Genomic DNA, 26,738 nt, shown 5'->3' on the forward strand with positions numbered 1-26,738 from the left:
CAGAGCCAACCTTGGACGACAGACATGACGACGACAGGCACCCTGGCTGACGCAGCCCTGGTCATTCTCAATGGCAAGGAAACCGGCAACGAGGAGGTCCGGGAGGCGATCCTCGAACGGCGCGCCGCCGGCCATCGCATCGATGTGCGAGTGACCTGGGAAGAAGACGACGCCGCGCGCTTCGTCGAGCAGGCGACCCGCGAGGGCTACGGCACCCTGGTGGCGGCTGGCGGCGACGGTACCCTGCGCGCGGTGGCCGAAGCCATGGCCCAGAACCACAGCCAGGCGCGCCTCGGTCTGCTGCCGCTGGGCACCGCCAATGATTTCGCCCGCGCCGCCGGCGTGCCGGTAGAGCCTGCGGCAGCCCTGGCGCTGCTCGATGGCCCAACCAGCGCCATCGACCTGGTGGCAGCCGATGGTCAGCTGTTCCTCAACATGGCCACCGGTGGCTTTGGCTCCCAGGTCACCGCCAACACCCCAGGTGAACTCAAGCGCCTGCTCGGCGGGGCGGCCTATCTGCTCACCGGCCTGACCCGCTTCGCCGAGGTGCATTCGGCCCACGGCCATTTTCGTGGGCCGGGATTCGAGTGGGAAGGCGAATTCCTCGCCCTTGGCATCGGCAACGGCCGCCAGGCGGGTGGGGGGCATGTGCTCTGTCCCACGGCCGTGGTCAACGATGGCCTGCTCGATATCGGCATCCTGCCGGCCTCCCAGGACGTGCTCGGCACCCTTGGCGAATTCCTCAGCAAGGGGTTCAGCACCGAGGAGATGTTTGTCCGTGCGCGCCTGCCCTGGGTGGAGCTGGAGGCCGCCGAAGGCCTGGACATGAACCTCGATGGCGAACCGGTCAAGCGCGACCGGGTGAGATTCGAGGTGCGTCCGGGTATCCTGCAGGTCTGTCTACCGGTGGATTCGCCCCTGCTGGGCGAGACTGCCGGCACGCTAGCCGAACCGGCAGCGACGTCCTAAGAAGGTGTTCACGAGCTCGCGAGCTAGAGACAAACAAGGCGAAAATGCCTGAGGAAGCGGAGTTTACGAATTGTAAATGAGCATTCCGACGGGGCTGGCCCTCCAGGGCATTTTCAGCACAGTTTGGCCGACGCCCAGCGGATTGTGAGCAGCTTCCAAGCAGGTGGCTGCGGAGGTAACGTTGGAATTACTGATCAATGCGGGAATCGTGCTGGCGACCGTGGCGGGTATGGAAGCCTTCGCCTGGTGGTCGCACAAGTACATCATGCACGGCTGGGGGTGGGGCTGGCATGAATCCCACCATCGCCCGCGCACCGGCTGGTTCGAGAAGAACGACCTCTACGCCATCGTCTTCGCCGGCCTCGCCATCCTGCTGATCGCCCTCGGCAATGCCGGTTACTGGCGCCTGCAGTGGATAGGCGCGGGCATGACGCTCTACGGCCTGCTGTACTTCATCGCCCACGATGGTCTGGTGCACCAACGCTGGCCATTCCGCTACGTTCCGCGCAATGGCTATCTGAAGCGCCTCTATCAGGCGCATCGCATGCACCATGCGGTGGATGGTCGAGAGGGCTGCGTGTCCTTCGGCTTCCTGCTGGCGCCGACCACGCAAAAACTCAAGCAGCAGCTGCGTGAGATACACGGTGGCGCGCTGGATTCCTCGCGCGAACGCAAGGCGCGGGACCAGGCTGAAGAGGGCGTGGAGTAGGAGAGGGCTGCGCCTCCGAGGGAGGCGCAGTGGGGTATCAGGCGACGGCGGGGGTGTCGTAGGCGGCGAACAACGAGTGTGCATACTGGCTGCGCTCGCTTTCGTTGCGCAGCAGATCGATGAATTCCTTGGCGGGCGGATTCAGGGTTCCAGCCTCGGCGGCGGTGACCACCTGAGCCTGTTCACCCGCGGCCAGATCAGCGAAGCCCGCACCGAGACGCTCGGTGCAGTAGGCATCCACCACGGTCAGGCCATCACGCAGCAGGTCGCGCAGATTGGCGCCCTGTTGCACCTGCACCTGATCGTCGAAGGGATCGATGATGTTGGGGCGATCGCCATGGGCATAGGGCGTGAGCATGTGGCGGTCGATGAATTCGGGCAGGCGGGTATCGGCCTGTTCGCTGTCGGCCCGCAGATGCGCGCAGAGCGCGACCAAAGTGCGCCACTGGGTGGCGGTGAAGAATTCGGGCTTGTAACCGGACTGCGCGTTAGCGGAAAGGCCAAGGGCAAGTAGTGACGAGGAGGCAGCGAAGCGATCGTGTGAAACAGCCGTTTCCGTCTTGTGCATGTGCAAATCCCATACTCGTAGGCTGACTACCGGATGCAGCGCTCTGGCTCATGCATCCATCCATCCGCGGCCCGCGAGGGGTCGCTTTAATCCGACCCGTTTATCGCATAAAAGTTTGCCGTTGGTCATCCCCGAGATGCACGCAAATGTGACCGCCGCTCTATGGCGGGCGTCAGCGGCGCGGCCGGGTCCAGAGCGCGGCCGGGCGCGCCTCGTTGCGCTGGTGCCGCGAGAGCATGGCGCGGGCGGCACCGCGGCAGACCAGACGCAGCTTGTCGGCGGTGCTGGTGCTGACGCGCTGATCCCAGGCGTGAGCGCCCAGTTGCAGCACCTGCACGCCGATCTCGCGATAGACGCCCCGCGCGGTGGCGATGGCCCAGGCCGAGCGCAGGGGCAGGGCGGCGATGCCCTGGCGCGCCGAGTCGTAGTAGGGCTCGGCCAGGCGCACCAGGCGCTCGGCCAGTTGCGCCACGGCATCGCGATGCCGGGGTTCGGCCAGTTCGGCGGTGGGGACGCCCAGCTCGTCGAGCCATAGGCGCGGCAGGTAGATACGCCCGATACGGGCATCCTCGACGATGTCGCGGGCGATGTTGGTGAGCTGGAAGGCCATGCCCAGGTCGCAGGCGCGATCCAGGGTCTCCTCGTCTTCGGCGCCCATGATGCGCGCCATCATCACGCCTACCACGCCAGCGACGTGGTAGCAGTACTCCAGGGTGTCTTCCAGCTCCACATAGACGCGCTCCTCGACATCCATGCGAAAGCCAGCCAGGTGGTCCAGCGGCAGCGCCAGGGGAATGCCGTGGCGCTTGACCACCCGTTGGAAGGCAGCAAAAGCCGGATCCCGCAGCGACTCATCGCCGTAGGCCGCGCGGGTCAGACGTTCCAGTTCGGCCAGGCGCTCCCGGCCACCCAGGCGGTCGCCCTCGACCTGGCCATGGCCCAGCTCCTGGCCGTCGATGACATCGTCGCAATGGCGGCACCAGGCATACAGCAGCACCGCGCTCTCGCGGGTCTCTGGCGCGAACAGCTTGGCGGCGGCGGCAAAGCTCTTGGAGCCGACGGCGATGCTCTGTTCGGCGTGATCGACGACGTCATGGGTGGCAGTCATGGCTAACCGTGCTCCTCGAGGATGACGCTGGCGGTGGCCTTGGCTGAGCCCACCACGCCCGGAACGCCGGCACCGGGATGGGTCCCCGCGCCGACCAGATAGAGGTTGGGAATGACACTATCGCGATTGTGCGGCCGGAACCAGGCGCTCTGGGTGAGGATGGGCTCCAGGGAGAAGGCCGAGCCGTGGTAGGCGTTCAGCTCCTGGTGGAAATCGGCGGGGGTGAAGATGCGCGAGGTGACCAGGTGCTCACGCAGCCCCGGCATGTAGCGCTCTTCCAGGTAGGCGAGGATCTTGTCGCGCAGGCGCGGGCCTTCCACGCTCCAGTCGACGTCGGCATTGCCCAGGTGTGGTACCGGCGCCAGCACGTAGTGGGCACTCTGGCCGGGTGGCGCCAGCGAGGGGTCGGTGACGCAGGGCGAGTGCAGATAGAGCGAGAAGTCGTCCGGTACGCCGGGGCCCTTGAACAGCTCGTCGATGAGGCCGCGATAGCGCTGGCCGAAGCAGACCATGTGGTGTTCGAGGCCCACCGGCGGCCGGCTCAGGCCGAAGTGGATGACGAACAGCGACATGCTGTGTCTCTTGCGCTTGAGGCGGTTGCTCTCGACCACGCCATGGGTGTGGTGACCGAGCAGCTTGCGATAGGTATGCACCACGTCGGCGTTGGAGGCCACCAGATCGGCCTCGATCTGGCTGCCATCGGCCAGGCAGACGCCGGTGGCGCGATTGCCTTCAGTGAGGATACGTCCCACCGGCGCGTTCAGCCGTACTTCGCCGCCGAGATCGGTAAAGAGCTTCAGCAGACCCAGGACCAGTTGATGGGTACCGCCCTTGGCGAACCAGACGCCCCACTTGCGCTCCAGCGCGTGGATCAGCGCATAGATCGAGGAGGTGGCGAAGGGATTGCCGCCCACCAGCAGGGTATGGAACGACAGCGCCTGGCGCAGTTTTTCGCTCTTCACGAAACGCGACACCTGGGCGTAGACGCTGCGCCAGGCACTGAGCTGGAGCAGCTTGGGTCCGGCGGCGAGCATGTCGCTCACCTTGAGGAAGGGCTTGGCGCCCAGGCGGATATAGCCTTCCTCGAACACCGCCTGGGAATAGGCGAGAAAGCGCTGGTAGCCCGCCACATCGTCCGGTTCCAGGGCGCGGATCTGTTCGTCCAGTCGGGCCTGGTCGTTGACGTAGTCGAAACGGGTGCCGTCTTCCCAGCACAGCTGGTAGAAGGGGCTGACCGGGAGGAGCTCAACATAGTCGCTCATCCGCCGACCACTGAGGGCGAACAGCTCTTCGAGCGCTGAGGGATCGGTGATGACGGTGGGGCCGGCATCGAAGGTGAAGCCCGCGTCCTCATAGACGTAGGCACGGCCACCGGGCTTGTCGCGACCCTCGATGAGGGTGGTGGCGATGCCGGCCGACTGCAGGCGGATCGCCAGGGCGATACCGCCAAAGCCGGCGCCGATGACGATGGCCCGCTTGGGCACGTTACCTTGGGTCATGGTGCTTCCTTGGACTGAGGGGGACGCGCCAGCGCAGCATCCAGTGCCGGTTTCAGCGGTACCGGCGGTTTGCCGGAAAGGATGCGCAGGCGATCGAAGGCGGTAAGGCGGCCGGCGTAGAACCGCTGGATCAGCGGTTCGCCGAGGCCGTAGAACCGTTGCATGACACGCACCCGGTGTTCGGGGCGGCCAGCGAGAAAGAGCATGCGGTTGAGCAGGCGGAAAAAGCCTTGGCCCTGCCAGCGGCCCCGGGCATAGTCCCGCAGGATATCGCGCAGCGTCGCACTGGAGGTGAAGGGCTGGGCGGCCAGGTGCTCCGCCAGGCGCACCGCTTCGGGCAGCGAATAGCCGGTGGTGGGATGGAACAGCCCCGCAGCCAGGCCAATGGGCGCACCGTCCGTGACATTGCGCCAGTAGCGGCCGAGATCGCCGCCCAGGGTGATGGGCAGCACGCCCTGTTCCTCGCGCAGCACCTCGGCGATTTCCCAATCCTGCTGGCGGGCGTAGTCGGCCAGATGCTGGCGCAGACGTTCGACGGGAAGGCTTTCGCCGTCGGCGTAGTAGGTGTCTTCGATCAGCAGGCGATCCGGGGCCAGCGGCAGGCTGTAGACGAAGCGATAGCCGTCCAGCTGATCGACGGTGGCGTCCATCACGATGGGTTCGGCGAGGCCGTGGGGGTGGGTAAGACGCACCTCCTGGCCGAGAAATTTCTGATAGCCGAGCCAGAGCGCCGGATCGGGTCGCGGCCCCCGGGCGTCGATCACCGCGCCCGCGGCCAGGGTGTAGCCATCGGCGAAGACCACGCCGTCGTCCTGCAGCCGCAACACCTCGCGGCCCAGCAACAGGCGCTCGGCCGGCAGCCGTGCGCTCAGCACCTCATGGAAGCGCTCGGCGCTGATGCTGGCGTAGCCGCTACCGAGCTGCCGCTGCCGCTCGGGGAAGCGCACCTCGTAGCCCGGCCAGCGGTGGGCGACCAGGGGCGCGATCCAGGCATGCTGGGGCGCGGTGAGGTCTGGCTCGTGGAAGGACCAGGTGTGATTGCCACCCAGGCGCGGGCCGGCCTCCACCAGGCGCCAGTCCAGCTCCGGGCGGGTTTCGGCCAGGCGCAGGGCGAGCAATCCCCCGGCCAGGCCACCCCCGACGATCAGCAGGTCAGGGCGCATGATGCAGTCCTCGCCGGGCCAGGCCATCCACCAACCGTGCAGCGGCGGTGGCACCCCCGGCCGCCGCCGCGATGGGCACGAAGCGTTCGGCCGCCCGGCGATAGCTGGGATCGGCCAGGACCGCGCCAAGGGCCTGGGCGAGGCGTGCCTTGCTGGCTAGCCGCGGCGCCAGGCAAAGGCCGGCGCCGACCCGCTCCAGGCGCCGGGCGATGCCCGGCTGATCGAAGACCATGGGCAGGGCCAGCATGGGTTTGCCGGCCGCTAGGGCGTCCAGCACGGTATTGAAACCGCCATGGGTGATGACGGCATCGGCGCGGGCAATGGCGGCTTCCTGGGGCGCGAAGTCGGTGACCCAGGTGGCGCCATCGTCGAGCAGGCGGCGCTCGGCGGTGCCATCCAGCCGCCCGCAGTGGGCGATCAGCACCTGAACGTCCAGCTGGCGACAGGCCTGGGCGACGCGGCGGAACAGCGGTAGCCGTCCGCCCTGCAGCGTGCCGAAGGAGGCGAAGACGAAGGGTCGGCGCGGATCTATCTCCAGCGCCAGATGCTGTTCGCGAGCCGCCGGCGGACGCAGCGGGCCTACCTCGTGGAAGTGGGGCGGCGGCGCACGGCGGGGAAAGTCGAAGCCCGGCAGACACTGGCTCAGCTGCAGATAGGGCGAGAAGCAGTCATCCAGGGTACGCCGCTCGCCAAGACCGAAAGCCTGGGCCTGGCGCTGGATCACCTTGCCCTGGCCACGCATGATCAGGTCGAACACCTGGGTGGCGCCCTGGACGATCTGCCGCTCCCGCTCGCTGCCAGGATAGGCGAAGGGCAGGGTGGGCAACGGCAGGTGGGGTTCGCGATTCATCGGCACGGCGCACGCCAAGGAGGCATAGGGCAGGCCGAGATGCTCTCCAAGTAGGCCGCCGGCCGGCTCCATCTGATCGGCGATGAGGCAATCGACGCCCAGGTCACGCAAGGCTCCCGGGCCTTCGCGGCAGAACAGTTCGGTATTGCGTGCCATGTCGGCGATCACCCCGAACACCGACCAAGGCTTGCTGCTGGCGGTACGGGCGAGCAAGGGGCCCAGGCTGCCACGCGGATGGCTGGTCGCACCTATGGCCTGGAAGTCGATCCCGGCCGGAAGCGGCCGGTCGCCGACCTCCGCCTGGTGCAACAGGGTGACCCGATGACCAAGCGCGACCAGCGCCTCGCCCAGCACTAGATGGGTGGACAGGTGGCTCGGCAGCGGCGGCGAGATCAGGGCGACATGCATGGCGGCGTCCGGTCGGGTGTCGGCCACTATGGGCACCGGGCCGAGGTGGCGTCCAGCAGCTCGGCCTGGCGCAACTGCGCCAGATCGGCCGAACCGGTGCAGAAGCAGGCGATGCGCAGCTGCTCGATCACCACCTGGAAATGCGCGATCACCGCCTCGGTCGACTCGGTAGCACCGGGGAGAGCGGCCGCCGCCTGACCCGCGAGGTCTGCGCCGAGGCGAATGGCCTTGGCCACGTCGATGCCGTCGCGGATGCCGCCCGAGGCGATCACCGTTGCTTGCGGGCAGGCGGCGCGTACCTGACGCAGGCTTTCGGCGGTGGGGATGCCCCAGTCGGCGAAGGCTCGGGCGATGGCACGCTGCTGCGCGTCACGGGCGCGCTCGGCTTCCACGGCAGCCCAGCTGGTCCCGCCCGCGCCCGCTACGTCCAGCACGGCTACGCCCACGTCGATCAGCTGCCGAGCAGCGCGACCGGAGAGCCCGGCGCCCACTTCCTTGACGACGACCGGTACGGCCAGATGTGTAACCAGGTTTTCCAGCGCGGCCAGAATGCCCCGCCAAGTGCGATCACCACCGGCCTGTACGGCTTCCTGCAGCGGATTGAGATGCACGATCAAGGCGTCTGCCTCGATCATCTCCACCGCCCGCCGCGCCTCGGTGAGGCCATAGCCGGCCACCAGCTGCGCGGCGCCAAAATTGGCCAGCAGCGGTACGTCCGGCGCCAGGCGGCGCAATTCACCGGTCAGGCCCTGGTCGCCCCCCTGCTGCAGGGCGATGCGCTGGGAGCCGACGGCCAGGGCGATACCCAGGGCCTGGGCCGCTTCGGCCAGATGCCGGTTGATCAGCGCCGCCCGCTCTGGACCGCCGGTCATGGAGCTGATGAGCAGGGGCGCTGCCAGCGGACGGTCGAACAGGCGCGTGCCCAGGTCGACGTCGTCGAGATTCAGTTCGGGCAGGGCGTCATGGGTGAAGCGAAAGGCCTCCAGGCCCGTGGTGACGGCGCTGCGGGCCTTGTGGGGATCCAGCACGATGTCCAGATGATCGTTCTTGCGGCTTGCCAGTTCCCAATCCACCATGTCTTCTAGAGTCCGCCCTGAATGACCTTTCGTCGGTCGTTGTGGTCTGGTAGGGGACGACGGGTTCGCTTTGCGAAGACCGAATCCACCGAGGTGCGACCGTTCGTCGGTTCCACATATGGAGTATCTCGACTCATGGCGACCGTATTAGTGCCGAACGCGACAGACAATTTTGCCGCTACGCTCCAAGGGCAGCGTACCCGTATCGACGAGCGTCTGGCAGTACTGTTGCCGGCCGGTGATGATCCGGTCGCCGAGGCCATCCGCAGTGGCGTCATGGCGCCCGGCAAGCGGTTGCGTCCGCTGCTGATGGTGCTGGCGGCCGACGACCTGGGCCAGCCCGACGAGGCCGTGCTCGACCTGGGCTGTGCGGTGGAGATGGTCCATGCGGCCTCGCTGTTCCTCGACGACATGCCCTGCATGGACGATGCCCGGCTACGCCGTGGCCGGCCGACCCTGCATGTACAGTTTGGTGAAGACGTCGCCATGCTGGCGGCAGTGGCCCTGCTCAGCCACGCCCTGCGCCTGGTCGCCGGGCTGGCCGCGGTGCCGGCCGAGACCCGCACCCAGATGGTCTGCCAGTTAGCGGATGCCGTTGGCACGGCCGGTCTGGTCTGCGGCCAGTACCACGATCTGCATGGCGGACGGCAGGCCCGCCCGGCCGATGCCATCGCCCTCACCAACCAGCTCAAGACCGGCGCGCTGTTTTCCGCCGCCATGGGCATGGCCAGCGCGACCCTGGTCACCTCCGCGCAGCAGCGCGAGGCGTTTCAGGTCTTCGCCTGCCAGTTGGGTCTGGCCTTCCAGTTGCTCGACGACCTCGACGATGGCAAGGGCCTGGGCAAGGATGCTGACAAGGATGGTGACAAATCCACCCTGGTCAGCCTGCTGGGTCGCGATCATGCCCAGCGCCAGCTGCAGAGCCATCTCAGGCAGGCACGCGAAGCGCTTGCCCAGGCCGATTGCGCCGACGGCGCCTTGGCCGGGCTACTCGATATCGTCTTTCGTCCGCGTTAGGGCGAATTCTCCCGGATCTGGCCCTCTAAACCCTGGATAGCCTTTTTCCTGTGAGAGGAGCGTGAAGATGTCGAAGTGGAAGATTGCCTACAGCAACAGTGACGGCAACACCTCGGTGGTTTCCACCGAAGCCGAGCAGAAGCCGGACATGGAACGCGTCGCCCAGATCGTGCGTGACGATGCTCTGGAAGAGTACGACGACAGCGAAGTACCGCGGGATTACGACGAACCCACGGTAGCCCTGCTGGAACGCCATGGCATCACCATCACCGGGATCACCGAAGAAGGCTGATTCTCAAGGTGTCTGGCTCTAGCGCAAGGGCCAGATACCGCCATCCCCCACCACGAAGATCCGCCGCGCTGGGTTGGGCGCCAGCAGGTGCCCGCCGGTGAAGTCACCAAAGGCCGGCAGGATCAGCACCTCATCATTTTCCAGACAGAAGCAGGGCAGACGCAGTGCCTGTCGTCCCCGGCCGTGCAGCCGAAACGCCGGATGGATGTGCCCGGCCAGCACCGGCAGTCGCGGATGGGGATCGGGTTCGTGCTGCAGCGACAGACCCTCCAGTTCCAGCGGCTCACCCACCACCTCGATGCCCAGATTCGCCGGGGGATCCCCGGCGCGCCGGTCATGGTTGCCGCGGATCAACAGCAGGCGTAGCTCGGCCTGGCGCTCGCGCCAGCGCGCCAGGGTGTCCAGGGTCAGGGGCGCGCGGGATTCCGGAGCATGCAGGAAGTCGCCCAGGAAGATGATCTCGCGACAGTCGTAGCGCGCCAGCAGGGCATCCAGCCGGGCGATGTTGCCCGCCGTGGTGCCATGGGGCACAGGCTGACCCAGCGCCCGAAACGCGGCGGCCTTACCAAAGTGGATGTCCGCTACCAGCAGCGCTTGGCGCGCTGGCCAATAGATCGCCTTTTCCGCGAGCAGCCAGAGTTCGACTCCGGCGAGGATGAGGGGGTGATAGGCAGGCATGACGTCTCCAGAAAAGCTCCCTGCTCTGATAGCGGTCATGTGCCAGGGTTCAGCGTGTCGCATGCTGGGCAGCACAGCCAGCTTGTAGCGATGGCGATCCGCCGATGCGACCACGCCGGCAGGTAAAGAGGGAGCTCGGGATCATCGCGGCCATTACCTCTCAGGCTAGTTGTAGGAGCGGCCCACGGCCGCGATCCGTTCGCACGGTAGGGCCTATGACCGCCATTGAGCCAGGCCAGGTGCACCGCGGCGGGCAGCCCGGTAAACTGGCGGTTCACTAGAGTCCGGAGCGACCCATGTCGACATCCTTCGCCCAGATGCTGGAAAACATCACCCCCGATATCTACGACGGCCTGAAGCTGGCCGTGGAGATCGGCAAGTGGCCCGACGGCCGCAAACTCAGTCGTGACCAGGTCGAGCTCTGTCTGCAGGCAGTGATTGCCTACGAGGCCAAGCACCTGCCCGAAGACCAGCGGACCGGTTATATGGGCCCCCAGGAATGCGCCTCCAAGTCGGTGCCCATCGAGAACATCCTGTTCAAGTCCGACGCCATTCACTGATCGGCCACGCCCTACCCGACGAGGTGCCCTTCGCCAGAAGAGGCACTTCGCGTCTTTATCAGAGCCCGCCCAACGTCTGCTGCGCGTCGGCCAAACGGCGTTGAAAAGGCCTTCGGAATGCTCATTTACCATTCGTAAACTCCGCTTCCTCAGGCCTTTTCGCCTTGTTTGTCGCTAGCTCGCGAGACGTTGAGCGGGCTCTTAGAAACCGAGAAGCACCACCGTGATGACCGAACTGGGCCGTGGCGCCCTGCGCAAGATGGCCGTGACCCTGGCCGACCCCGTCAACTATGCCTTCCGCCTCGATGAGCGCGAGGTGCCGGTCAACCCGCTGATCGGCCGCCGCGTGCGCCTCGAATACCTGGGCGCCATCCATTGCACGCACTGCGGTCGCAAGACCCGCAAGAGCTTCAGCCAGGGCTATTGCTATCCCTGCTTCATTGCCCTGGCCCAGTGCGACAGCTGCATCGTCAGCCCGGAGAAGTGCCACTACGAGCACGGCACCTGCCGCCAGCCGGAGTGGGGCGAAGCCCACTGCATGGTGCCCCACGTGGTCTACCTGGCCAATTCCTCGGGCCTCAAGGTGGGCATCACCCGCGCCACCCAGCTGCCCACTCGCTGGATCGACCAGGGCGCCTACCAGGCGCTGCCGATCCTGAGGGTCGCCACCCGGCAGCAATCCGGCCTGGTGGAGGACGTGTTGCGTAGCCAGGTGGGCGACCGCACCAACTGGCGCGCCATGCTCAAGGGCGTCGCCGCGCCGGAAGACCTGGTGGCGGTACGCGAGCGCATCTTCGATGCCTGCGCCCAGGGCCTGGACGATCTCCAGGGCCGTTTCGGCCTGCAGGCGATCCAGCCGGTGGTCGACATGGCGCCCATCGAGATCCATTATCCGGTCACGGTCTATCCCACCAAGGTGGTCAGTCATGACCTGGAAAAGACGCCTGTGGTGGAAGGCACGCTGCTGGGCATCAAGGGTCAATACCTGATGTTCTACACCGGCGTGATCAACATTCGCAAGTACACGGCCTATCAGCTGGCCGTGTCCGTTTCCGAGTAAGGATGTAAACCCATGCGCACCGACCAGCCCCAGACCATCTACCTCAAGGACTACCAGGCGCCCGAGTACCTCATCGAGGAAACCCGCCTGCGCTTCGAGCTGCACGACGACCAGACCCTGGTGCACGCCGAGCTGCGCCTGCAGCGTAATCCGGCGCGTGGCGCCGGCTTGCCGCCGCTGGTGCTGCACGGCGAGGAGCTGGAGTTGCTGGCGGTCGCGCTGGACGATCAGGCGCTGGCCGCTGGCGATTACCAGGTCGAGGCGGGCAGCCTGACCCTGCAGCCGCAGGGCGAGGCCTTCGTGCTCAAGACCTCAGTGCGCATCCATCCGGAAAGCAACACCGCCCTGGAAGGGCTGTACGTCTCCGGCAAGATGTTCTGCACCCAGTGCGAGGCCGAGGGCTTCCGCAAGATCACCTACTACCTGGATCGCCCGGACGTGATGAGCGTCTTCACCACCACGGTGGAGGCCGACAAGGCCAAGTACCCGATCCTGCTCTCCAACGGCAACCCCGTGGCCAGCGGCGACACCGAGGGTGGTCGGCACTGGGCCACCTGGGAAGATCCCTTCCCCAAGCCGGCCTATCTGTTCGCCCTCGTGGCCGGTGACCTCTGGTGCGTGGAAGACAGCTACCGCACCGGCAGCGGCCGCGACGTGGCCCTGCGTATCTATGTCGAGCCGGAAAACATCGGCAAGCTGCAGCACGCCATGGACAGCCTGAAGAAATCCATGCGCTGGGACGAAGAGGCCTATGGCCGCGAATATGATCTGGACATCTTCATGATCGTGGCGGTGAACGACTTCAACATGGGCGCCATGGAAAACAAGGGGCTCAACATCTTCAACTCCAGCGCCGTGCTGGCCAGCCCGCGCACCGCCACCGACGCCGCTCACCAGCGCGTCGAGGCCATCGTCGCCCACGAGTACTTCCACAACTGGTCGGGCAACCGCGTGACCTGCCGCGACTGGTTCCAGCTGTCGCTCAAGGAAGGCTTCACCGTGTTCCGTGATGCCGGCTTCAGCTCCGACATGAATTCGCCAACGGTCAAGCGCATTGAGGACGTGGCCTTCCTGCGCACCAACCAGTTCGCCGAGGACGCCGGCCCCATGGCCCACCCGGTGCGTCCGGATCACTTCATCGAGATCTCCAACTTCTACACCCTGACGGTGTACGAGAAGGGCGCCGAGGTGGTGCGGATGCTGCACACCCTGTTGGGCCCCGATGGCTTCCGCAAGGGCACCGATCTCTACTTCGAGCGTCACGATGGCCAGGCGGTGACCTGCGATGATTTCGTCAAGGCGCTGGAAGACGCCAATGGCGCCGACTTCAGCCAGTTCAAGCGCTGGTACAGCCAGTCCGGTACCCCGCGCCTGGCGGTCAGCGAGCAGTACGATGCGGCGGCCAAGACCTATCGCCTGACCTTCCGCCAGAGCTGTCCGCCTACCCCGGGCCAGCCGACCAAGGAGCCCTTCGTCATCCCGGTCCAGCTGGGCCTGCTGGATGGCCAGGGCCGCGAGCTGCCTCTGCGCCTGGAAGGCGAAGCCGCCGCCCAGGGCACCGACCGGGTGCTGTCGGTCACCCAGGCCGAGCAGACCTTCACCTTCGTCGACGTGCCCGAGCAGCCGCTGCCTTCGCTGCTGCGTGGCTTCTCCGCGCCGGTCAAGCTCAGCTTCCCCTACAGCCGCGAGCAGCTGACCTTCCTCATGCAGCATGACAGCGACGGCTTCAATCGCTGGGATGCTGGTCAGCAACTGGCGGTGCAGGTGCTGCAGGAGATGATCGCCGGCCAGCCGCTGGACACCCGTCTGGTGGAGGCCCTGCGCACCGTGGCGGCGGACGAGTCCCTCGATCCGGCCATGGTCGCCGAGATGCTGTCGCTGCCGTCCGAGGCCTACCTGGTGGAGCTGTCCGAACAGGCCGATCCGGGGGCCATCCATGGCGCTCGTCGCCAGGCCCGCCGTGCCATCGCCGAGGCCCTGCGCGACGTGCTCTGGCAGCGCTACCGCAGCGCTCGTGAGGAATCGAGTGCCACGCCCTACCAGGCCAGCGCCGACCATATCGCGCGTCGCAGCCTGCAGAACGCCGCCCTGGGCTATCTGATGCTGCTGGAAGAGCCGGAAGCCCGCGATGCCGCCCTGGAGCAGTTCGAGCACGCCGACAACATGACCGAGCGCCTGGCCGCGCTGAGTGCCCTGGTCAATTCTGGCTTCGAGCAGGAGAAGGCGGAGGTGCTGGCGCGCTTCCACGAGGAGTTCAAGGCCGATCCGCTGGTCATGGACACTTGGCTCAGCGTCCAGGCTTCCAGTCCGCTGCCGGGCGGCCTGGCCCGCGTCCAGGCGCTGATGGAGAACCCGGTCTTCACCCTGAAGAACCCCAACAAGGTGCGGGCGCTGATCGGGGCCTTCGCCAACGCCAACCTGGTCAACTTCCACGCCGAGGATGGCAGCGGCTACCGCTTCCTGGCCGACCAGATCATCACCCTCAACCGGCTCAATCCGCAGATCGCGTCGCGCCTGCTCACGCCCCTGACCCGCTGGAAGAAGTACGGTCCTGCGCGTCAGGCCCTGATGCGCGCCGAACTGGAGCGCATCCTGGCCAGCGGCGAGCTGTCCAGCGATGTCTATGAGGTGGTGAGCAAGAGCTTGGCGTAGATCGGTTCGGCAGCGCGCCCGCTCGGGCTGCGAAATCCATAGGGTGGGCTGAGCGACGCGACGCCCAACCTTGCCCGCCGCCCCAAAGCCCGACGCCCAGCCGTTGGGCTTTTTTTTGCCCGTCATCTTCCTTGCGGCTAGAGTCCAGAGATCGTCTGTCACCCGATCCGCCAAGCAGTCGTGTGCACCTCGTCCCCGCGCAGGCGCCGCCTGGCTGATAGAGATGTTTTCGGCTGACGGCTGTATTCAAATCAGCTGCAGGACGAGGTGTAGCCGCCGACAGGGCAGGCGATAGGTCTCGATGGGCCACCAGGCCCACCCACCGTCAGAGAGGGAAGCGGTAGATGAATCATGCACAGCTGATGGATTGGGGCTTCGTCCTCATAACCCTGTGCAACATCCTGCTGATTGCCCTGGTGGTGTTTCTCCTGTGGCAGCGCTACGTTGCTGGCGACGCCGCGACCAAGAGCGAGGCCGCCAGCGAGGAACAGCCGCCGCCTGTTCCCGTGGCGGTAGAAAACCTGCCTGCCGACACCCCGCCACCACAGCTGCCCACCAGCACCGCCCCGGTTGCGAACCGTAACGTCGATCTCTTCGACGAAGGTCCGGAAGAGGTCTATGACGCCAACTATCCCGAGTGGAAGAAGAGCGACGACCCCTATGTCGAGGAGCTGCTGTCGCACCGCGAAGCCCTGGAGCTCAAGGTGGACAACATGGTCATGAGGCTCACCCGCGCGCACAAGGTGGTGACCGGCCTGCGGGCGCAGAATCGCGAGCTGCGCGCCTCCGAGGCCCAGGCACAGCGCCTGCAAGAGGAGCTGATCCGGACCCAGACCACCCTCGCCCAGATTCGCCAGGAGCGGGATGCCCTGATGGCCGAGGTAAAGCACAGCCGCAAGGCGGACGCGCCTCCACGCAATCCGACCGACGCGGGCGCGCCATCCGCACCTTGACCGGTGATTTCCCGGGCGGTGCTTCACCAGCCATCTTCCCAATCAGCGCATCCGTCGCGCTGAGCGGCGGTCCTTATGGCTTGTCTCTACAGCGCCCTATCCACGGTACGTAACGCTTGCCGCAGCGCCTTTATCCAGATCGATGTCCAGCTGACGCGCCGTCACGACCTGATCCCAATCTGGTAGAGGCGGTAAAGGCTCTCTACGTCATGAGCGCGAGACGTTGCAGGCGGTGATGCTGGTGCGCCAGCAGGCCCACTCAGCGTAGCGGCACGCACCCTGGTCCTGGAGGGGTTGCTCTGTCTGGTCGAAGCGGATAATAAGGTTGAAACCCGCAAGCTAGAGCTTCTAAGGCTGTATTGCGCGATGCTGGAATTGCCATTTCCCGTCATAGGAGATCGCCTTTCCTGCGCCGATGCCGAGCTATCGCAGGAATCCCGCCGTTCGGCGGTTACTGGCCAAATGACATCGGGCGCGTGATTCAAGCCTGCAGCCGAGGCGTATGTCCAAGAAGGGATAGCCGGGTGCCCACAACTCAGGGATGAAGCATGAAGTTCCTCGTAGTAGACGACAGTCGAGCGGTCCAGACCATCATCAAGCGCATTCTGGTCAGTACGGGCTACAAGGATATCGAGTTGCGGGTCGCGTCCACCGGTAGTGAGGCTCTGGCCCTGCTGAAGAACTGGACGCCGAATCTGGTGCTCACCGACTGGCACATGCCCGGCATGAGTGGCCTAGAACTGCTCCAGGCGATCCGCCAGCGGGTGGGGGCCGATATCCATGTGGGCTTTGTCACCACCGAGTCCTCGGCGCGCAACATCCAGGAGGCCTACCGCAATGGCGCGGCCTTCGTCGTCACCAAGCCCTTTACCCAGGACACCTTGCAGCAGGCGGTGCTCACGGTGCTCCAGGATGGCGCCAGTGCCGAACAGGCCATCGGATCCTCCGGTCGCGAGAGCCTGCCGATGCCGACCCGCTTCAAGCCTGATCCACAAAGTATTCGCCAATTGCTCGGCCGGTCGTCCATCGCTTGCCAGATCGAGCCCATGGCCCCGATTCCGGTCGACCGCCTGGCCTTGCCCTATGTGATTGGCATCTATGGCCATCCGCAGAGCAAGGCGCTGGAAGCGGTGTGTCTGCTGGATCTCAACGCGGCCTGTATTCTCGGCGGGTCCCTCGCGGGCCTTGCTCCCGGCGCCATCCATGCCGCCATCGCCAGCGGGACCCTGAGTCGGGAGATCTACGAGAACGCTACCGCCTTTCTGGCGGACCTCAACGGCATGATCTCCGCCGGCAAGGGTGGCGCACCGCTGGTGCTCAGTACCAGCCACCTGGTGCAGAAGCCTTTCGAGAAGCTCTACAGCCTCTGGCGGCAAAACAACGGTCGAGCCGATTTCAGCCTGTCCTTTCCCGAACTCGGCGACGGTTTCATCGCCTTCCTGCTGAGCTAGGGAATGGACGACTCGCGCTTCGTCGAATGGGGTTTCCTGCTGGTCACCCTGTCCAACGTATTGCTCATCGCCCTGGTCATGACGCTGCTCTGGCAACGGCTCTTTCCACCCCCCGTAGCGGTGACCGAGGACGAGGAGACCGCCGAGCCCGGCGAGTCCCTGGCACTCGGTAGCCAGGCCGAGACCGCGGCCAGCCTGATTGACGATGCGCGGCAAGCGGATGTCGAACCCCTGGGCCAGGCCATGAGCGACAGCCTGGACCTGGTGGGCCGCCTCGACGGGGTCGAGGGCGATGACTACCCGGACTGGAAGAAGACCAACCAGCCCTATATCGACGACCTGCTGTCCCACCGCGAGAATCTGGAGTTCAGGCTGGACGATCTCAAGTCCAAGCTGGATCGAGCACACAAGCTGATCAGCAACCTGCACGTGCAGAATCGCGAAATGCGCGGTGCGGAGGCGAAGTTGCAGCGCCTGAGTCTCGACCACGATCGGGTCCAGGGAGCCCTGCTGGAAATGCGCCGCGAGCGCGATCAGCTCAAGACCAAGGTGCAGCGGCTCGGCGAAGAGCTGCTGCGCCAGCGGCAGCAGCTGGCCCCGGCCGCTGCGCCGGAGGGGGATGGACGATTGCAGGAGGAGCTGGAAACCCTGCGTGAAAGCCTCGAAGAAGAACGCGCGAAGTTGTCGCGGACCTTGGTGGAGAAGGAGTTCATCGAGCAGGTATTCATCGACACCGATGCGGTCACCGACAACTACCAGGCCCTGCAGCGCGAGCATGCCGCACTGCAGGAGCAGTTGCGCGCGTTACAGGCCAGGCTAGCCGTCAGTCAGTCCTGATAGAGGGCATCGCGGATGGCGTCGGGGAAGGGCCCGCTCATGCCGGCGATCGCCGTATTGGTCAGGATCACCACGCTCAATTCGCGCGCCGGGTCGATGAACCAGGCGTTGCCGTAGACGCCACCCCACTGCAGGGTGCCAGGCGTCTGCGGTGTCTTCGCCAGCCGGGCATCGCGCAGCACCGCCGCGCCCAGGCTGAACCCCCAGCCAGGGGCGTCTTCGCGTTGCAGCCCTGGGATCTGATCTTCCATGAACAGCCGTTGACTGGCTGGTTGCAGCAGCTTGCCCTGGCGGAGTGCCTCCAGGAAGGCCAGATAGTCACCTGCGCTTCCTTGCATGCCGCCACCGCCCGAGGCGAAGGCGTTCGCCGAAAGGGCGCGCGCCGGGGAATAGAGGATGCCGCCCTTGGGCAGCGGCAGCAGATAGGGCTCGCTCATGGGTTCGGGGCGTGGATAGCCGTCGCGATAGGCGGTCGCCAGGCGCGCGGGGTCGGTGACGTGGAAGGTCAGATCCTGCAGCGCGAGCGGTGCCGATACCTCGCGCTGGACCACGGCGGGCAGCGGCAGCCCTGTCGCGGCGGCGATCACACCACCCATCACGTCCAGGCCAAGGGAGTAGCGCCAGTGGCTGCCGGGGCCGAAGTCCAGCGGCACGCCCGCCAGGCGCCTTAGATTCTCTTCCAGGGTCAGGGTAGCGCCATCGAGGCCGTCGGATACTCCGGCTTGGTGATAGGGACCATCCCGCTCTTCGCCAAAGCCGTAGTGCAGCCCGGAGGTATGGCTGAGCAGCTGCGCCAGGGTGGGCACGGCCGGCGTGCCGTCGGCCAGGCGCGTGGTGAAGTAGGGCAGGTAGCGACTGACGGGAGCCTGCAGGTCCAGCTGGCCCTGGTCCGCCAGGCGGAGTGCCGTGACGGCCACCACCGGCTTGGTGAGGGAGGCGAAGCGGAACAGCTGGTCTTGCTGCATGGCGCGGCCGGCCTCACGGTCGGCGAAGCCGGCCGCGCGGTGATACACCACCCGTCCCTGGCGAGCGACCATGACCACGGTGCCGACGATGCGTTGCTGGGCGATGGCGCGCTCCAGGATCGGATCCAGGCGGGCGGCGAGCGCGGCGTCCTCGGCCTGGGCGAGGGGAACGCTGAGGCCGAGACCGAGGGCGCTGGCGAGCAGTAGGGAAGACATCTGGTTTAAGCTCCTGACGGATGCCGGCGGCTGGACCGGCCAAAGAAGGAATCCTCGCATGATTCGCGACATTTTGAAGATGGGTGATCCCCGACTGCTACGGGTGGCGCCGCCGGTGGCTGCCGCGCGCCTCGGCTCGGCCGAGCTGCATGGGCTGATCCAGGACATGTTCGACACCATGGCCGCCGCCGGAGGCGTTGGTCTGGCCGCGCCGCAGATCGGGGAGGACCTGCAGCTCATGGTCTTCGGCTTCGAACGCAACGCCCGCTACCCCGATGCCCCGCCCGTGCCGCTGCAGGTCTTGATCAATCCGCATATCGAGGTGCTCGATGCCAGCGAAGAGCTGGGCTGGGAGGGGTGCCTGTCGATTCCGGGTCTGCGCGGCGAGGTGCCGCGGCCGCGGCGAATTCGCTATCGCGGCGTGGACGGTGACGGCCGCCCGGTGGAGCGGGAGGCGGAGGGCTTCCATGCGCGGGTGGTGCTGCATGAGTACGACCATCTGATCGGTCGTCTCTACCCATCGCGCATCCAGGACTTCGCCCGCTTCGGCTTCACCGAGGTGCTCTTTCCCGAGCTGACGCCGGCTGCCCAGCGCTAGGCGCTCAGGCGTCCAGCTGCGCCCGCACGGCCGCCGCGAGCTGGGCGAAGGGCACTGCCCCGTCCAGCGCCTGGGCTTCTTCGATAGGGGCTCGTGCGGATCTGAGCAGCAGGGTCGGCACGGCGGTGATGCCCAGGGCTTCGGCGCGATCCTCGGCGTGCAGCACCACATCGGTATGCTCGCCACGGGCGAGGCTGGCCTTGAGTGCCTCGCTGTCGAGCCCGTTGCGGCGTGCCAGATCGAGCAGGACCTCCAGGTCACCGATATCGCGACCCTCTTCGAAGAAGGCCTGGAAGACCGCGAGGTGGAAGGCGTCGAAGCGGTCGTGGTCGCGCGCGAACTCCGCCGCTTCCAAGGCCAGGCGGCTGCGCGGTTGTACCGGCGGCAGGCGCAGCACCATGCCGTACTCGGCGGCCATGGGGTAGACCGCGCGATCCCAGGTCCGGCGCAGGTAGTCGCCCGCGGGGTCGAGGGTGGGGGTGGGGTCGGGGCGTAGTTCGAAGGCATGCCATTCGATGGCAAGGCTGTCGCCGAACTCCTCCTGCAGGCGCGCCAGCTGGGGCAGTTCCAGATAGCAGAAGGGGCAGACGTAGTCGCTCCAGACATCCAGACGAACGCTCGGGGTGGCGGTCATGGCAGTGCTCCGGAAGGGCATGGTGTCCGTCGGACCGCGAGCAGGCGCGGATGTTCGGCGATGATGGATTTTCCGAACCAGACAGGCAGGCGCCGAGCACCGTCCTGTCGGTTGTTCTTCATATCTGGAAACCGAATTCCCGCCGCTCAATTGCGTGAAGTGGGTGGCGCTCCGCGATCCAGAGGCTTGCCTTGAACCAGTCTCGGCGCTCAGGTTCGTATCGCTGCACCTCTTCTTTCACGCGCTAAGGGCTATCACCTTGGGTTTTTTCGACCGCAAACTGACATTCCTTCGGCAGACCTTCTCCTACGTCGGCTGGTCGGTGTTCTGGCTTCTGCTGTGGGACATCGCTATCACCGTCGACTACATGATCTTCGTCGATCAGCGGGCGCAACTGCCCAGCATCCCGCTGACCCTGATCGGCTCGGCGCTGATCGTGCTGACCAGCTTCCGCAACACCAGTGCCTATCAGCGCTGGTGGGAGGCGCGCACCCTCTGGGGCGGCATGGTCAACAGCTCACGCAGCTTTACCCGGCAGGCGCTGACGCTCATCGACGACGGCGACGAACACTTCAACGCCATCAAGACGGTCCTCATCGAGCGCCACCTTGCTTATGTCCGCTGCCTGGCCTGCCAGCTCAGCGGGGATCCCTTGCCCAAGGAGGTACGTACCTACCTGGGCAAGGAGGAGTGGGCGATGCGCAAGGAGACCAACAACTTCGCCAACGCCATCCTCAGCGGTTCCTCCAGCCTGATCGCCCTGGAGTATCGCGCCGGTCGGCTGGACAGCATTCGCCTGGAGCGTCTCGAGGCCACCTTCGTCGACATGTCCAACTGGCAGGGCGGCATGGAGCGGATCGCCAATACGCCCTTGCCCTATCCCTATGTGAACTTCCCGCGGCTGTTCATCTTTCTGTTCTGCGTGCTGATGCCCATCGGCCTGGTGGAAAGTCTGGAGTGGTACACGCCGCTGGCCTCCACGGTGGTGGGTTTCATCTTCCTGGCGATGGAAAAGGTCGGCACCGATCTGCAGAACCCCTTCCAGCGCAGTCGGCACCAGATCACCATGGGCACCATCTGCAACACCATCGAAGGCAATCTGCGCACCATGCTGCGCGATGCCCGTGGCGGTTACGCCTCGGTCAGCGAGATCGTGCGGGATTCGCGGATGAATTCGCCGGAGAGGGATTCCGTCTGACGGCCTGGACGGCACCCGGCGGCCAGTACGGCCGGGTGCCCGAACCGGCGCTCTACTTGAAGTCCCACTGCATCTGCGCGGGGATGCTGATGTCCCGCGAGGAGTGCACGCAGACGTCCAGGTAGTCGGTGAAGCGCGGCGGGGCAGCGATGCCTTCGTCGAGCAGGCGCTGATTGTCGAACAGGTAGTTCAGGTCGGCGAAGCCGCCGTACAGCTTGAGCGCGCGCAGCACCAGGCGCGGATTGGCCGGGCCGATGCGTTCGTTGAAGTCCGCGGCCAGTTCCTTGAGGTCGGCACTGTCCACCTGCCGATAACGATCGCCCACCGGGGCATCACCCATGGCACCGGCATAGGCCTCGTCGATCTCGCCAAAGGTGCAGGCGCCCGCATTACCCGCGGAGATGTGGTACAGGCTGTAGCTCAGCTTGGGCTTCAGTGCCAGTTCCACCAAGGCTTCGGCGCAGTAGTCCACCGGGATGACATCGATCTGTTCATCGAGGCCGCAGGTGAAGCGCTCCAGGGCGAAGCCCATGCGGAATACCCAGAAGATACTTCCCGAGGCCTTGCAGCCCGAACGGCGGTGGCCCACGACGATGGAGGGGCGCGCCACCACCAGCGGCAGCAGCGGCAACTCATTGCGCAACTTCAGTTCGATGGCCGCCTTGGACGCGGTGTAGTCCACCAACTGCTGGTCCGGCTCGGGAAAGTCCCAGGTCTCGGCGACCGGCGATTCGCGCTGGGGGCCGCAGGCCATGGCGGTGCTGACATGCAGGAAGCGTTTCAAGCGACGGGACTGGGCGCAGGCCTCGGCCAGGGCGAAGGTGCCTTCGACATTGACCGGCCAGATCTTGGGATTGCGCGAGAAGGAGGCCACTGCCGCGCAGTTGATGACCTCGTCCAGCGCCAGCAGCTGGGGCCTGGCGGCCTCGATCCACTGGGTATCGAGCAGATCGCCGCAGAGGATTTGCTCGGGTTGCAGCCGGGCGGCCAGATGTTCGTCGACGTCGTGCATGCGCAGGTTCTGCAGCAGGCGCTCCAGGCCTTCCGCCTGGGTAGCGGCGCGGACGAGGAATCTCAGGCCTTCGATATGTCCCAGCTCCAACAGGCGCAGGGTGACGGCGCCGCCGAGAAAGCCGGTGGCTCCGGTGACGAGGATACGGCGCTGCGGGGCGGTGAACTGGATGGAGGAGACGGGAAGCGACATTGGGGAGGGCCCTGGTAGGGTGAACGTGGGCGTAACCTTAAGGTACGTCGCTGAAGGATTTATTAAGGCCGGGGAACCCCTCAAGGCTGGCGTCTTTCTAGATGCTTGCCTTTACCGACCGATACCTGTCTGGAGACCCCTATGGAACTTCCCGTTCACGACCTGACGACCCTTTTCGAGCAACTGGGCCTGGATTCCGATCCGGCTGCCATCGATGCTTTCATCGCCAGCCATTCACCGCTGCCTGACGAGGTGAAGGTCTCGGAAGCCGATTTCTGGTCACCGTCGCAAAAGGCGTTCCTGAAGGACGAGATCATGGAAGATGCCGATTGGGCACCGATCGTCGACGAGCTGAACGTCCGCCTGCATCGCCATGACTAACGTACAGGGCCGAGTCCTTTCGGCTCTGTAGTCCTTCCCTTTCCGCGTCTGGAGATTTGCCATGAACGCCGTCTATGCCCAGCAGCAGCCGAACGATCCGCCCGTCGCCGACGATGAAGACGAGGTAAGCGAAGAGCAGCTCGACGAATCCGTCGAGGAAACCTTTCCCGCAAGTGATCCTATTTCGCCCTGATGGATGCCTGGCGCCGTTTCGACGGCGCTGTTCCTACCCCTGATCCTGCTTTCTTGCACATTCGTCGTGCCACTTCCCTCCGCTGACCAGTCATTCGCCTTGTGACTGCTAAGGTGACCGCGTCGCATGCGCACTGCGACGGGGCACGGAAGCGGCCCAATGGATCGTTCATCGCAGGGAATCCCATGATCAAGACCTTTCTCGCCACCCTGGCCGGGTCGTTGCTCGCGCTGGCCGCGCCGCTGGCCGTCGCCGACCCCATCGTCATCAAGTTCGCCCATGTGGTCACGGACGACACGCCCAAGGGGCGCGGTGCGTTGCAGTTCCAGAAGCTGGTGCAGGAGCGTCTGGCCGGCAAGGTCAAGGTCGAGGTCTATCCCAGCTCCACCCTGGTAGGCGACGCCGACGAACTGGAGGCCTTGCGCAGCAACCGGGTGCAGATGCTGGCCCCTTCGGTCTCCAAGCTGAATGCGTTGTCCAAGGCGCTCAGGGTCTACGATCTCCCCTATCTGTTCGACAACCTGGAGGCGGTCAAGCGCTTCCAGCGCCGTGACAAGAGCCGTGAACTGCTGGGCAGCCTGGTCACCCACGGCATCACCGGGTTGGCCTATTGGAACAACGGTGGCCGTCAGCTTTCCGCCACGCGGGAAATCCACGCGCCTGCCGATCTCAAGGGCCTGACCTTCCGCGTCGAATCTTCCGAAGTCCTCGCCGCCTACTACCAGCAGCTGGGCGCCGAGGCGGTCCAGCTGCCGTTCGCCCAGGTCTACGACGCCTTGCGGACCGGCAAGGTGCAAGGCGCGGAGAATCCCTGGTCGAACCTGCTGGGGCAGAAGATCAACACCGTGCAGCCCTACATCGTCGAGGACAATCACAGCTTCTTGACCTATATGCTCATTACCAACACCAGCTTCTGGAACGCTCTGCCCTTCGAGATCCGTAGCGACTTGGAGGCGATCCTCGACGAGGTGACCCAGTCCGTGAACCGCGATGCGGAGGGCATCAACGCCAAGGCCCGCGAGCGGGTGACGGCATCCGGCACCAGCAAGATCCTGGTGCCAACGCCCGCCGAGCGCGAGGCCTGGCGCGCCGCCGTAATGCCCCTGATCAAGAAATACGAGGGCGAGGTGGGCAGCGACGTCCTGCGGGCTGCCGAGGCGGCCAATCGGCGCTGAGATTGCACGGGCGTCCACTCTGGATTTGCGGCAAACTGGCACGGCGTCATCCCGACAACAAGAGGAATAGCCGTGCAGCACGCGGTCATCAGCGGTAGTGGGCTCTATACGCCGCCCGAAAGCATTTCCAACGACGAACTGGTCGCGTCGTTCAACCAGTGGGCCGGCCAGTGGAACGCCGAGCATGCCGACGCCATCGCCCAGGGCAGCCTGGCGCCCCAGCCGGAATCCAGCGCCGCCTTCATCGAGAAGGCCTCCGGCATCCGCAGCCGCCATGTGGTCGACAAGGCGGGCATTCTCGATCCGGCGCGCATGGTGCCGCGCATCCCCGAACGGACCAATGACGAACCCTCGATCCTCTGCGAGATGGGCGTCGCTGCGGCCCGCGAAGCCCTGGAACGAGCGGGACGTACCGCCGCCGACATCGACGGTGTCATCGTTGCCTGCTCCAATCTGCAGCGCCCCTATCCGGCGGTAGCCATCGAGGTCCAGGCCGCCCTGGGTATCCAGGGCTATGGCTTCGACATGAACGTCGCCTGCTCATCGGCGACCTTTGGCCTGCAGACCGCCGCCAACGCCGTGCAACTGGGCCAGGCCCGGGCGGTACTGGTGATCGATCCGGAAATCTGCACGGGCCACCTCAACTTCCGTGACCGCGACAGCCACTTCATCTTTGGCGATGCCGCCACCGCCCTGGTGGTGGAACGCGCCGACCAGGCCATCTCGGCGCATCGTTTCGAGATCCTGGGCACCAGGCTGTTCACCCAGTTCTCCAACAACATCCGCAACAACTTCGGCTTCCTCAACCGCGCGGCGGAGGAGGGCATGACCAATCCGGACAAGCTGTTCGTCCAGGAAGGGCGCAAGGTGTTCAAGGAGGTCTGTCCGCTGGTAGCCGAACTGATCGCCAACCACCTCACCGAGCTGGACATTCCGGTCGAGCGGGTGTCGCGTTTCTGGTTGCACCAGGCCAACCTGGCGATGAACCACCTCATCGTCAAACGCCTGCTGGGGCGCGAGCCTGAGGCCAACGAGGCGCCGGTCATCCTGGATACCTATGGCAACACCAGCTCGGCAGGCTCGGTCATCGCGCTGCATCTGCATCATGAGGATCTGGCCAGCGGTAGCCTCGGCGTACTCAGCTCCTTCGGTGCGGGCTACTCCATCGGCAGCGTGATTCTGCGCAAGGTCTGATCGACGGCAGGAGTCTTCCCGGGATGACCGTTGTCGGACCTGGGAAGACATCTTGAGTAAGGGAAACCCCGTGCAGCCAGGAAGCCTGCTCCGGGTACAGCTGCGACAGCTGCGCCCCACCCAGCCCGCGATCGGTCATGACCAGGTGCTGTACAAGCTTGGCAAGTACGCCTGCGACCGGCGCAAGCTGTTCGACGACTACTGTGAAGCCAACGGCCAGCACCTGAGTGGTGGATTCCAGCCCAGCACCAGCCTGCGTTCCGCAGGCGATACCCTGGGCGCCAGGCCGCCCGGAACCTACCCGGACGAAATGAAGACCGTCGTCATAGGGCCGGAGCAGCAGCTCTATCTCACCGACGGCCACCACACCTTTTCCGCCTTCTGGGAACATCCCGGCGGTGGCCCCGAGACCTGGGTATGGGTCAGGGTCACCGACGATTTCAGTGCGTCCGCGACCATGGCGGAGTTCTGGATTCGCCTGCTGGATGAACGCAAGGCCTGGCTCAAGGATCCCCAGGGGCGGCCGATCCTGCCCGAACAGCTCCCAGCATCTCTGGGGCTCACCGCCATGGCGGACGATCCCTATCGCGCCCTGGTGTATTTCACGCGCCAGATCGGCTACGACAAGCCACGTACTCCAGACGGTCGGGTATTGCCGTCGGAATTCCTGGAGTTCTACTGGGCCGAATGGCTGCGCATGCTGCTGCCCTTGCAGGGCTACGATCTCGATGATCGCAAGCGTTACGCCAAGCTCGTCGAGCAGGCGGCCAAGTTGATGGTGGCGAACCCCGGCATGCTGATCGGCAGTTCGGGGCGTACCGCGCTGGAGATGGGCGGTTACCGAGCGGTGGACAAGAAGGTACTGCGCAAGCTTTCTGCCAGCGATGGCAAGTTCACCTACCTGCTGGCCGCCCGCGCCCAGCGTGCGGCCCTGTCCCGGGCGATCTAGCCGATTCAAGGCATAAGTGTCTGTTACTAGCAGCTTTTTTTCTCTTTGGTGTTGACAGGGGAGGCCGGGCCTCTTAACATGCGCACCGTCCTGACCGACGGGGCTATAGCTCAGCTGGGAGAGCGCTTGCATGGCATGCAAGAGGTCGACGGTTCGATCCCGTCTAGCTCCACCAAATTTC

27 protein-coding genes and 1 tRNA gene are annotated in these 26,738 nt (G+C 65.5%); 18 read left to right on the forward strand and 10 right to left on the reverse strand.

Going from position 1 to position 26,738, the window contains the following annotated elements; all coding sequences use genetic code 11:
- Positions 1–24 precede the first annotated feature (24 nt).
- Together yegS and APT59_RS08100 are read left to right on the forward strand one after the other, a co-directional pair.
- A complete protein-coding gene (gene yegS / locus APT59_RS08095) occupies positions 25–969 on the forward strand; it encodes a lipid kinase YegS (RefSeq protein WP_059314383.1) in 945 nt (314 codons plus the stop codon).
- 181 nt (positions 970–1,150) lie between these two features.
- Positions 1,151–1,678: a sterol desaturase family protein gene (locus APT59_RS08100; RefSeq protein WP_082696304.1), complete on the forward strand. Its 528-nt coding sequence runs from the start codon at positions 1,151–1,153 to the stop codon at positions 1,676–1,678.
- Positions 1,679–1,715: 37 nt separating this feature from the next.
- On the opposite strand, the gene APT59_RS08105 is transcribed toward APT59_RS08100, so the two are convergent.
- From APT59_RS08105 to fni, 6 genes are all read right to left on the reverse strand, one after another.
- A complete protein-coding gene (locus tag APT59_RS08105) occupies positions 1,716–2,246 on the reverse strand; it encodes a gluconate 2-dehydrogenase subunit 3 family protein (RefSeq protein WP_059314384.1) in 531 nt (176 codons plus the stop codon).
- 172 nt (positions 2,247–2,418) lie between these two features.
- Positions 2,419–3,354 carry a phytoene/squalene synthase family protein gene (locus tag APT59_RS08110; protein ID WP_059314385.1) on the reverse strand — a complete coding sequence of 312 codons (936 nt, stop codon included), beginning with the start codon at positions 3,352–3,354 and terminating at the stop codon, positions 2,419–2,421.
- Between the two features lie 2 nt (positions 3,355–3,356).
- Positions 3,357–4,853, reverse strand: a complete 1,497-nt coding sequence (locus tag APT59_RS08115; protein WP_059314386.1) for a phytoene desaturase — start codon at positions 4,851–4,853, stop codon at positions 3,357–3,359.
- On the reverse strand, positions 4,850–6,016 hold the full coding sequence (crtY, locus tag APT59_RS08120; protein WP_059316849.1) for a lycopene beta-cyclase CrtY: 1,167 nt from the start codon (positions 6,014–6,016) through the stop codon (positions 4,850–4,852). Before crtY ends, APT59_RS08115 begins: the two co-directional genes overlap by 4 nt.
- The gene (locus APT59_RS08125; protein ID WP_082696305.1) at positions 6,006–7,301 is read right to left on the reverse strand and encodes a nucleotide disphospho-sugar-binding domain-containing protein; all 1,296 of its coding nucleotides are present in this window, start codon (positions 7,299–7,301) and stop codon (positions 6,006–6,008) included. The genes crtY and APT59_RS08125 overlap by 11 nt, the downstream gene beginning before the upstream one ends.
- On the reverse strand, positions 7,301–8,350 hold the full coding sequence (gene fni / locus APT59_RS08130; RefSeq protein WP_059314387.1) for a type 2 isopentenyl-diphosphate Delta-isomerase: 1,050 nt from the start codon (positions 8,348–8,350) through the stop codon (positions 7,301–7,303). The genes APT59_RS08125 and fni overlap by 1 nt, the downstream gene beginning before the upstream one ends.
- Before the next feature lie 135 nt (positions 8,351–8,485).
- On the opposite strand from fni, the gene APT59_RS08135 reads away from it, so the two are divergent.
- Positions 8,486–9,367 (forward strand): polyprenyl synthetase family protein, encoded by an 882-nt coding sequence (locus tag APT59_RS08135; RefSeq protein WP_059314388.1) that lies wholly within the window; start codon positions 8,486–8,488, stop codon positions 9,365–9,367.
- A gap of 67 nt (positions 9,368–9,434) precedes the next feature.
- A complete protein-coding gene (locus APT59_RS08140) occupies positions 9,435–9,659 on the forward strand; it encodes a hypothetical protein (RefSeq protein ID WP_059314389.1) in 225 nt (74 codons plus the stop codon).
- A gap of 18 nt (positions 9,660–9,677) precedes the next feature.
- Here the strand turns inward: APT59_RS08140 and pdeM are convergent, their stop codons facing one another.
- Positions 9,678–10,337 carry a ligase-associated DNA damage response endonuclease PdeM gene (gene pdeM / locus APT59_RS08145; protein ID WP_059314390.1) on the reverse strand — a complete coding sequence of 220 codons (660 nt, stop codon included), beginning with the start codon at positions 10,335–10,337 and terminating at the stop codon, positions 9,678–9,680.
- 296 nt (positions 10,338–10,633) lie between these two features.
- On the opposite strand from pdeM, the gene APT59_RS08150 reads away from it, so the two are divergent.
- From APT59_RS08150 to APT59_RS08175, 6 genes are all read left to right on the forward strand, one after another.
- The gene (locus APT59_RS08150) at positions 10,634–10,897 is read left to right on the forward strand and encodes a YeaC family protein (RefSeq protein WP_059314391.1); all 264 of its coding nucleotides are present in this window, start codon (positions 10,634–10,636) and stop codon (positions 10,895–10,897) included.
- 226 nt (positions 10,898–11,123) lie between these two features.
- Entirely contained in the window at positions 11,124–11,957 is an 834-nt protein-coding gene (locus tag APT59_RS08155) for a DUF2797 domain-containing protein (RefSeq protein ID WP_059314392.1), read from the forward strand.
- Between the two features lie 12 nt (positions 11,958–11,969).
- A complete protein-coding gene (gene pepN / locus APT59_RS08160) occupies positions 11,970–14,609 on the forward strand; it encodes an aminopeptidase N (RefSeq protein WP_059314393.1) in 2,640 nt (879 codons plus the stop codon).
- 344 nt (positions 14,610–14,953) lie between these two features.
- Entirely contained in the window at positions 14,954–15,562 is a 609-nt protein-coding gene (locus APT59_RS08165) for a hypothetical protein (protein WP_059314394.1), read from the forward strand.
- Positions 15,563–16,110: 548 nt separating this feature from the next.
- On the forward strand, positions 16,111–17,013 hold the full coding sequence (locus tag APT59_RS08170) for a response regulator (RefSeq protein ID WP_059314395.1): 903 nt from the start codon (positions 16,111–16,113) through the stop codon (positions 17,011–17,013).
- A gap of 3 nt (positions 17,014–17,016) precedes the next feature.
- Positions 17,017–17,850 carry a hypothetical protein gene (locus tag APT59_RS08175; protein ID WP_059314396.1) on the forward strand — a complete coding sequence of 278 codons (834 nt, stop codon included), beginning with the start codon at positions 17,017–17,019 and terminating at the stop codon, positions 17,848–17,850.
- Here APT59_RS08175 and APT59_RS08180 read toward each other — a convergent pair.
- A complete protein-coding gene (locus APT59_RS08180) occupies positions 17,841–19,031 on the reverse strand; it encodes a serine hydrolase domain-containing protein (RefSeq protein WP_059314397.1) in 1,191 nt (396 codons plus the stop codon). The genes APT59_RS08175 and APT59_RS08180 overlap by 10 nt on opposite strands.
- 58 nt (positions 19,032–19,089) lie before the next feature.
- Between APT59_RS08180 and def the strand changes: the two genes are divergently transcribed.
- Entirely contained in the window at positions 19,090–19,629 is a 540-nt protein-coding gene (gene def / locus APT59_RS08185) for a peptide deformylase (protein ID WP_059314398.1), read from the forward strand.
- Between the two features lie 4 nt (positions 19,630–19,633).
- On the opposite strand, the gene APT59_RS08190 is transcribed toward def, so the two are convergent.
- A complete protein-coding gene (locus tag APT59_RS08190) occupies positions 19,634–20,263 on the reverse strand; it encodes a DsbA family oxidoreductase (RefSeq protein WP_059314399.1) in 630 nt (209 codons plus the stop codon).
- Positions 20,264–20,522: 259 nt separating this feature from the next.
- On the opposite strand from APT59_RS08190, the gene APT59_RS08195 reads away from it, so the two are divergent.
- Positions 20,523–21,461, forward strand: a complete 939-nt coding sequence (locus tag APT59_RS08195; RefSeq protein ID WP_082696306.1) for a bestrophin family protein — start codon at positions 20,523–20,525, stop codon at positions 21,459–21,461.
- Between the two features lie 52 nt (positions 21,462–21,513).
- Here APT59_RS08195 and cprA read toward each other — a convergent pair whose 3' ends face one another.
- Positions 21,514–22,665, reverse strand: coding sequence for a cationic peptide resistance protein CprA (gene cprA, locus APT59_RS08200; RefSeq protein WP_059314400.1), 1,152 nt, complete (start codon positions 22,663–22,665; stop codon positions 21,514–21,516).
- A gap of 141 nt (positions 22,666–22,806) precedes the next feature.
- On the opposite strand from cprA, the gene APT59_RS08205 reads away from it, so the two are divergent.
- The 6 genes from APT59_RS08205 to APT59_RS08225 all read left to right on the forward strand — a co-directional run bounded on the left by APT59_RS08205 (position 22,807) and on the right by APT59_RS08225 (position 26,732).
- Positions 22,807–23,046, forward strand: coding sequence for a DUF2789 domain-containing protein (locus APT59_RS08205; RefSeq protein WP_017641794.1), 240 nt, complete (start codon positions 22,807–22,809; stop codon positions 23,044–23,046).
- A 61-nt stretch (positions 23,047–23,107) separates the two neighbouring features.
- On the forward strand, positions 23,108–23,239 hold the full coding sequence (locus APT59_RS22765; RefSeq protein ID WP_257721112.1) for a hypothetical protein: 132 nt from the start codon (positions 23,108–23,110) through the stop codon (positions 23,237–23,239).
- Positions 23,240–23,424: 185 nt separating this feature from the next.
- On the forward strand, positions 23,425–24,414 hold the full coding sequence (locus tag APT59_RS08210) for a DctP family TRAP transporter solute-binding subunit (RefSeq protein WP_059314401.1): 990 nt from the start codon (positions 23,425–23,427) through the stop codon (positions 24,412–24,414).
- Between the two features lie 72 nt (positions 24,415–24,486).
- On the forward strand, positions 24,487–25,608 hold the full coding sequence (locus APT59_RS08215; protein ID WP_059314402.1) for a beta-ketoacyl-ACP synthase III: 1,122 nt from the start codon (positions 24,487–24,489) through the stop codon (positions 25,606–25,608).
- Positions 25,609–25,678: 70 nt separating this feature from the next.
- Complete coding sequence (locus tag APT59_RS08220; protein ID WP_082696307.1) at positions 25,679–26,557, forward strand: ParB/Srx family N-terminal domain-containing protein; 879 nt, start codon at positions 25,679–25,681, stop codon at positions 26,555–26,557.
- Positions 26,558–26,656: 99 nt separating this feature from the next.
- Positions 26,657–26,732, forward strand: a tRNA-Ala gene (locus tag APT59_RS08225).
- The last annotated feature ends 6 nt before the right edge of the window (positions 26,733–26,738 follow it).

It is taken from the genome of Pseudomonas oryzihabitans (genome assembly GCF_001518815.1).
GTDB classification, from domain to species: Bacteria; Pseudomonadota; Gammaproteobacteria; order Pseudomonadales; family Pseudomonadaceae; genus Chryseomonas; species Chryseomonas oryzihabitans_E.

Bases quoted from the DNA above. Each gene is read 5' to 3' on its own strand.
- APT59_RS08110 (WP_059314385.1), bottom strand. From the start codon at position 3,354: ATGACTGCCACCCATGACGTCGTCGATCACGCCGAACAGAGCATCGCC.
- yegS (WP_059314383.1), top strand. From the start codon at position 25: ATGACGACGACAGGCACCCTGGCTGACGCAGCCCTGGTCATTCTCAAT.
- APT59_RS08155 (WP_059314392.1), top strand. From the start codon at position 11,124: ATGACCGAACTGGGCCGTGGCGCCCTGCGCAAGATGGCCGTGACCCTG.
- APT59_RS08115 (WP_059314386.1), bottom strand. From the start codon at position 4,853: ATGACCCAAGGTAACGTGCCCAAGCGGGCCATCGTCATCGGCGCCGGC.
- fni (WP_059314387.1), bottom strand. From the start codon at position 8,350: ATGGTGGATTGGGAACTGGCAAGCCGCAAGAACGATCATCTGGACATC.
- APT59_RS08135 (WP_059314388.1), top strand. From the start codon at position 8,486: ATGGCGACCGTATTAGTGCCGAACGCGACAGACAATTTTGCCGCTACG.
- APT59_RS08170 (WP_059314395.1), top strand. From the start codon at position 16,111: ATGAAGTTCCTCGTAGTAGACGACAGTCGAGCGGTCCAGACCATCATC.
- APT59_RS08175 (WP_059314396.1), top strand. From the start codon at position 17,017: ATGGACGACTCGCGCTTCGTCGAATGGGGTTTCCTGCTGGTCACCCTG.
- APT59_RS08150 (WP_059314391.1), top strand. From the start codon at position 10,634: ATGTCGACATCCTTCGCCCAGATGCTGGAAAACATCACCCCCGATATC.
- APT59_RS08105 (WP_059314384.1), bottom strand. From the start codon at position 2,246: ATGCACAAGACGGAAACGGCTGTTTCACACGATCGCTTCGCTGCCTCC.
- pepN (WP_059314393.1), top strand. From the start codon at position 11,970: ATGCGCACCGACCAGCCCCAGACCATCTACCTCAAGGACTACCAGGCG.
- cprA (WP_059314400.1), bottom strand. From the start codon at position 22,665: ATGTCGCTTCCCGTCTCCTCCATCCAGTTCACCGCCCCGCAGCGCCGT.
- APT59_RS08210 (WP_059314401.1), top strand. From the start codon at position 23,425: ATGATCAAGACCTTTCTCGCCACCCTGGCCGGGTCGTTGCTCGCGCTG.
- def (WP_059314398.1), top strand. From the start codon at position 19,090: ATGATTCGCGACATTTTGAAGATGGGTGATCCCCGACTGCTACGGGTG.
- crtY (WP_059316849.1), bottom strand. From the start codon at position 6,016: ATGCGCCCTGACCTGCTGATCGTCGGGGGTGGCCTGGCCGGGGGATTG.
- APT59_RS08165 (WP_059314394.1), top strand. From the start codon at position 14,954: ATGAATCATGCACAGCTGATGGATTGGGGCTTCGTCCTCATAACCCTG.
- APT59_RS22765 (WP_257721112.1), top strand. From the start codon at position 23,108: ATGAACGCCGTCTATGCCCAGCAGCAGCCGAACGATCCGCCCGTCGCC.
- APT59_RS08205 (WP_017641794.1), top strand. From the start codon at position 22,807: ATGGAACTTCCCGTTCACGACCTGACGACCCTTTTCGAGCAACTGGGC.
- APT59_RS08140 (WP_059314389.1), top strand. From the start codon at position 9,435: ATGTCGAAGTGGAAGATTGCCTACAGCAACAGTGACGGCAACACCTCG.
- APT59_RS08180 (WP_059314397.1), bottom strand. From the start codon at position 19,031: ATGTCTTCCCTACTGCTCGCCAGCGCCCTCGGTCTCGGCCTCAGCGTT.
- pdeM (WP_059314390.1), bottom strand. From the start codon at position 10,337: ATGCCTGCCTATCACCCCCTCATCCTCGCCGGAGTCGAACTCTGGCTG.
- APT59_RS08190 (WP_059314399.1), bottom strand. From the start codon at position 20,263: ATGACCGCCACCCCGAGCGTTCGTCTGGATGTCTGGAGCGACTACGTC.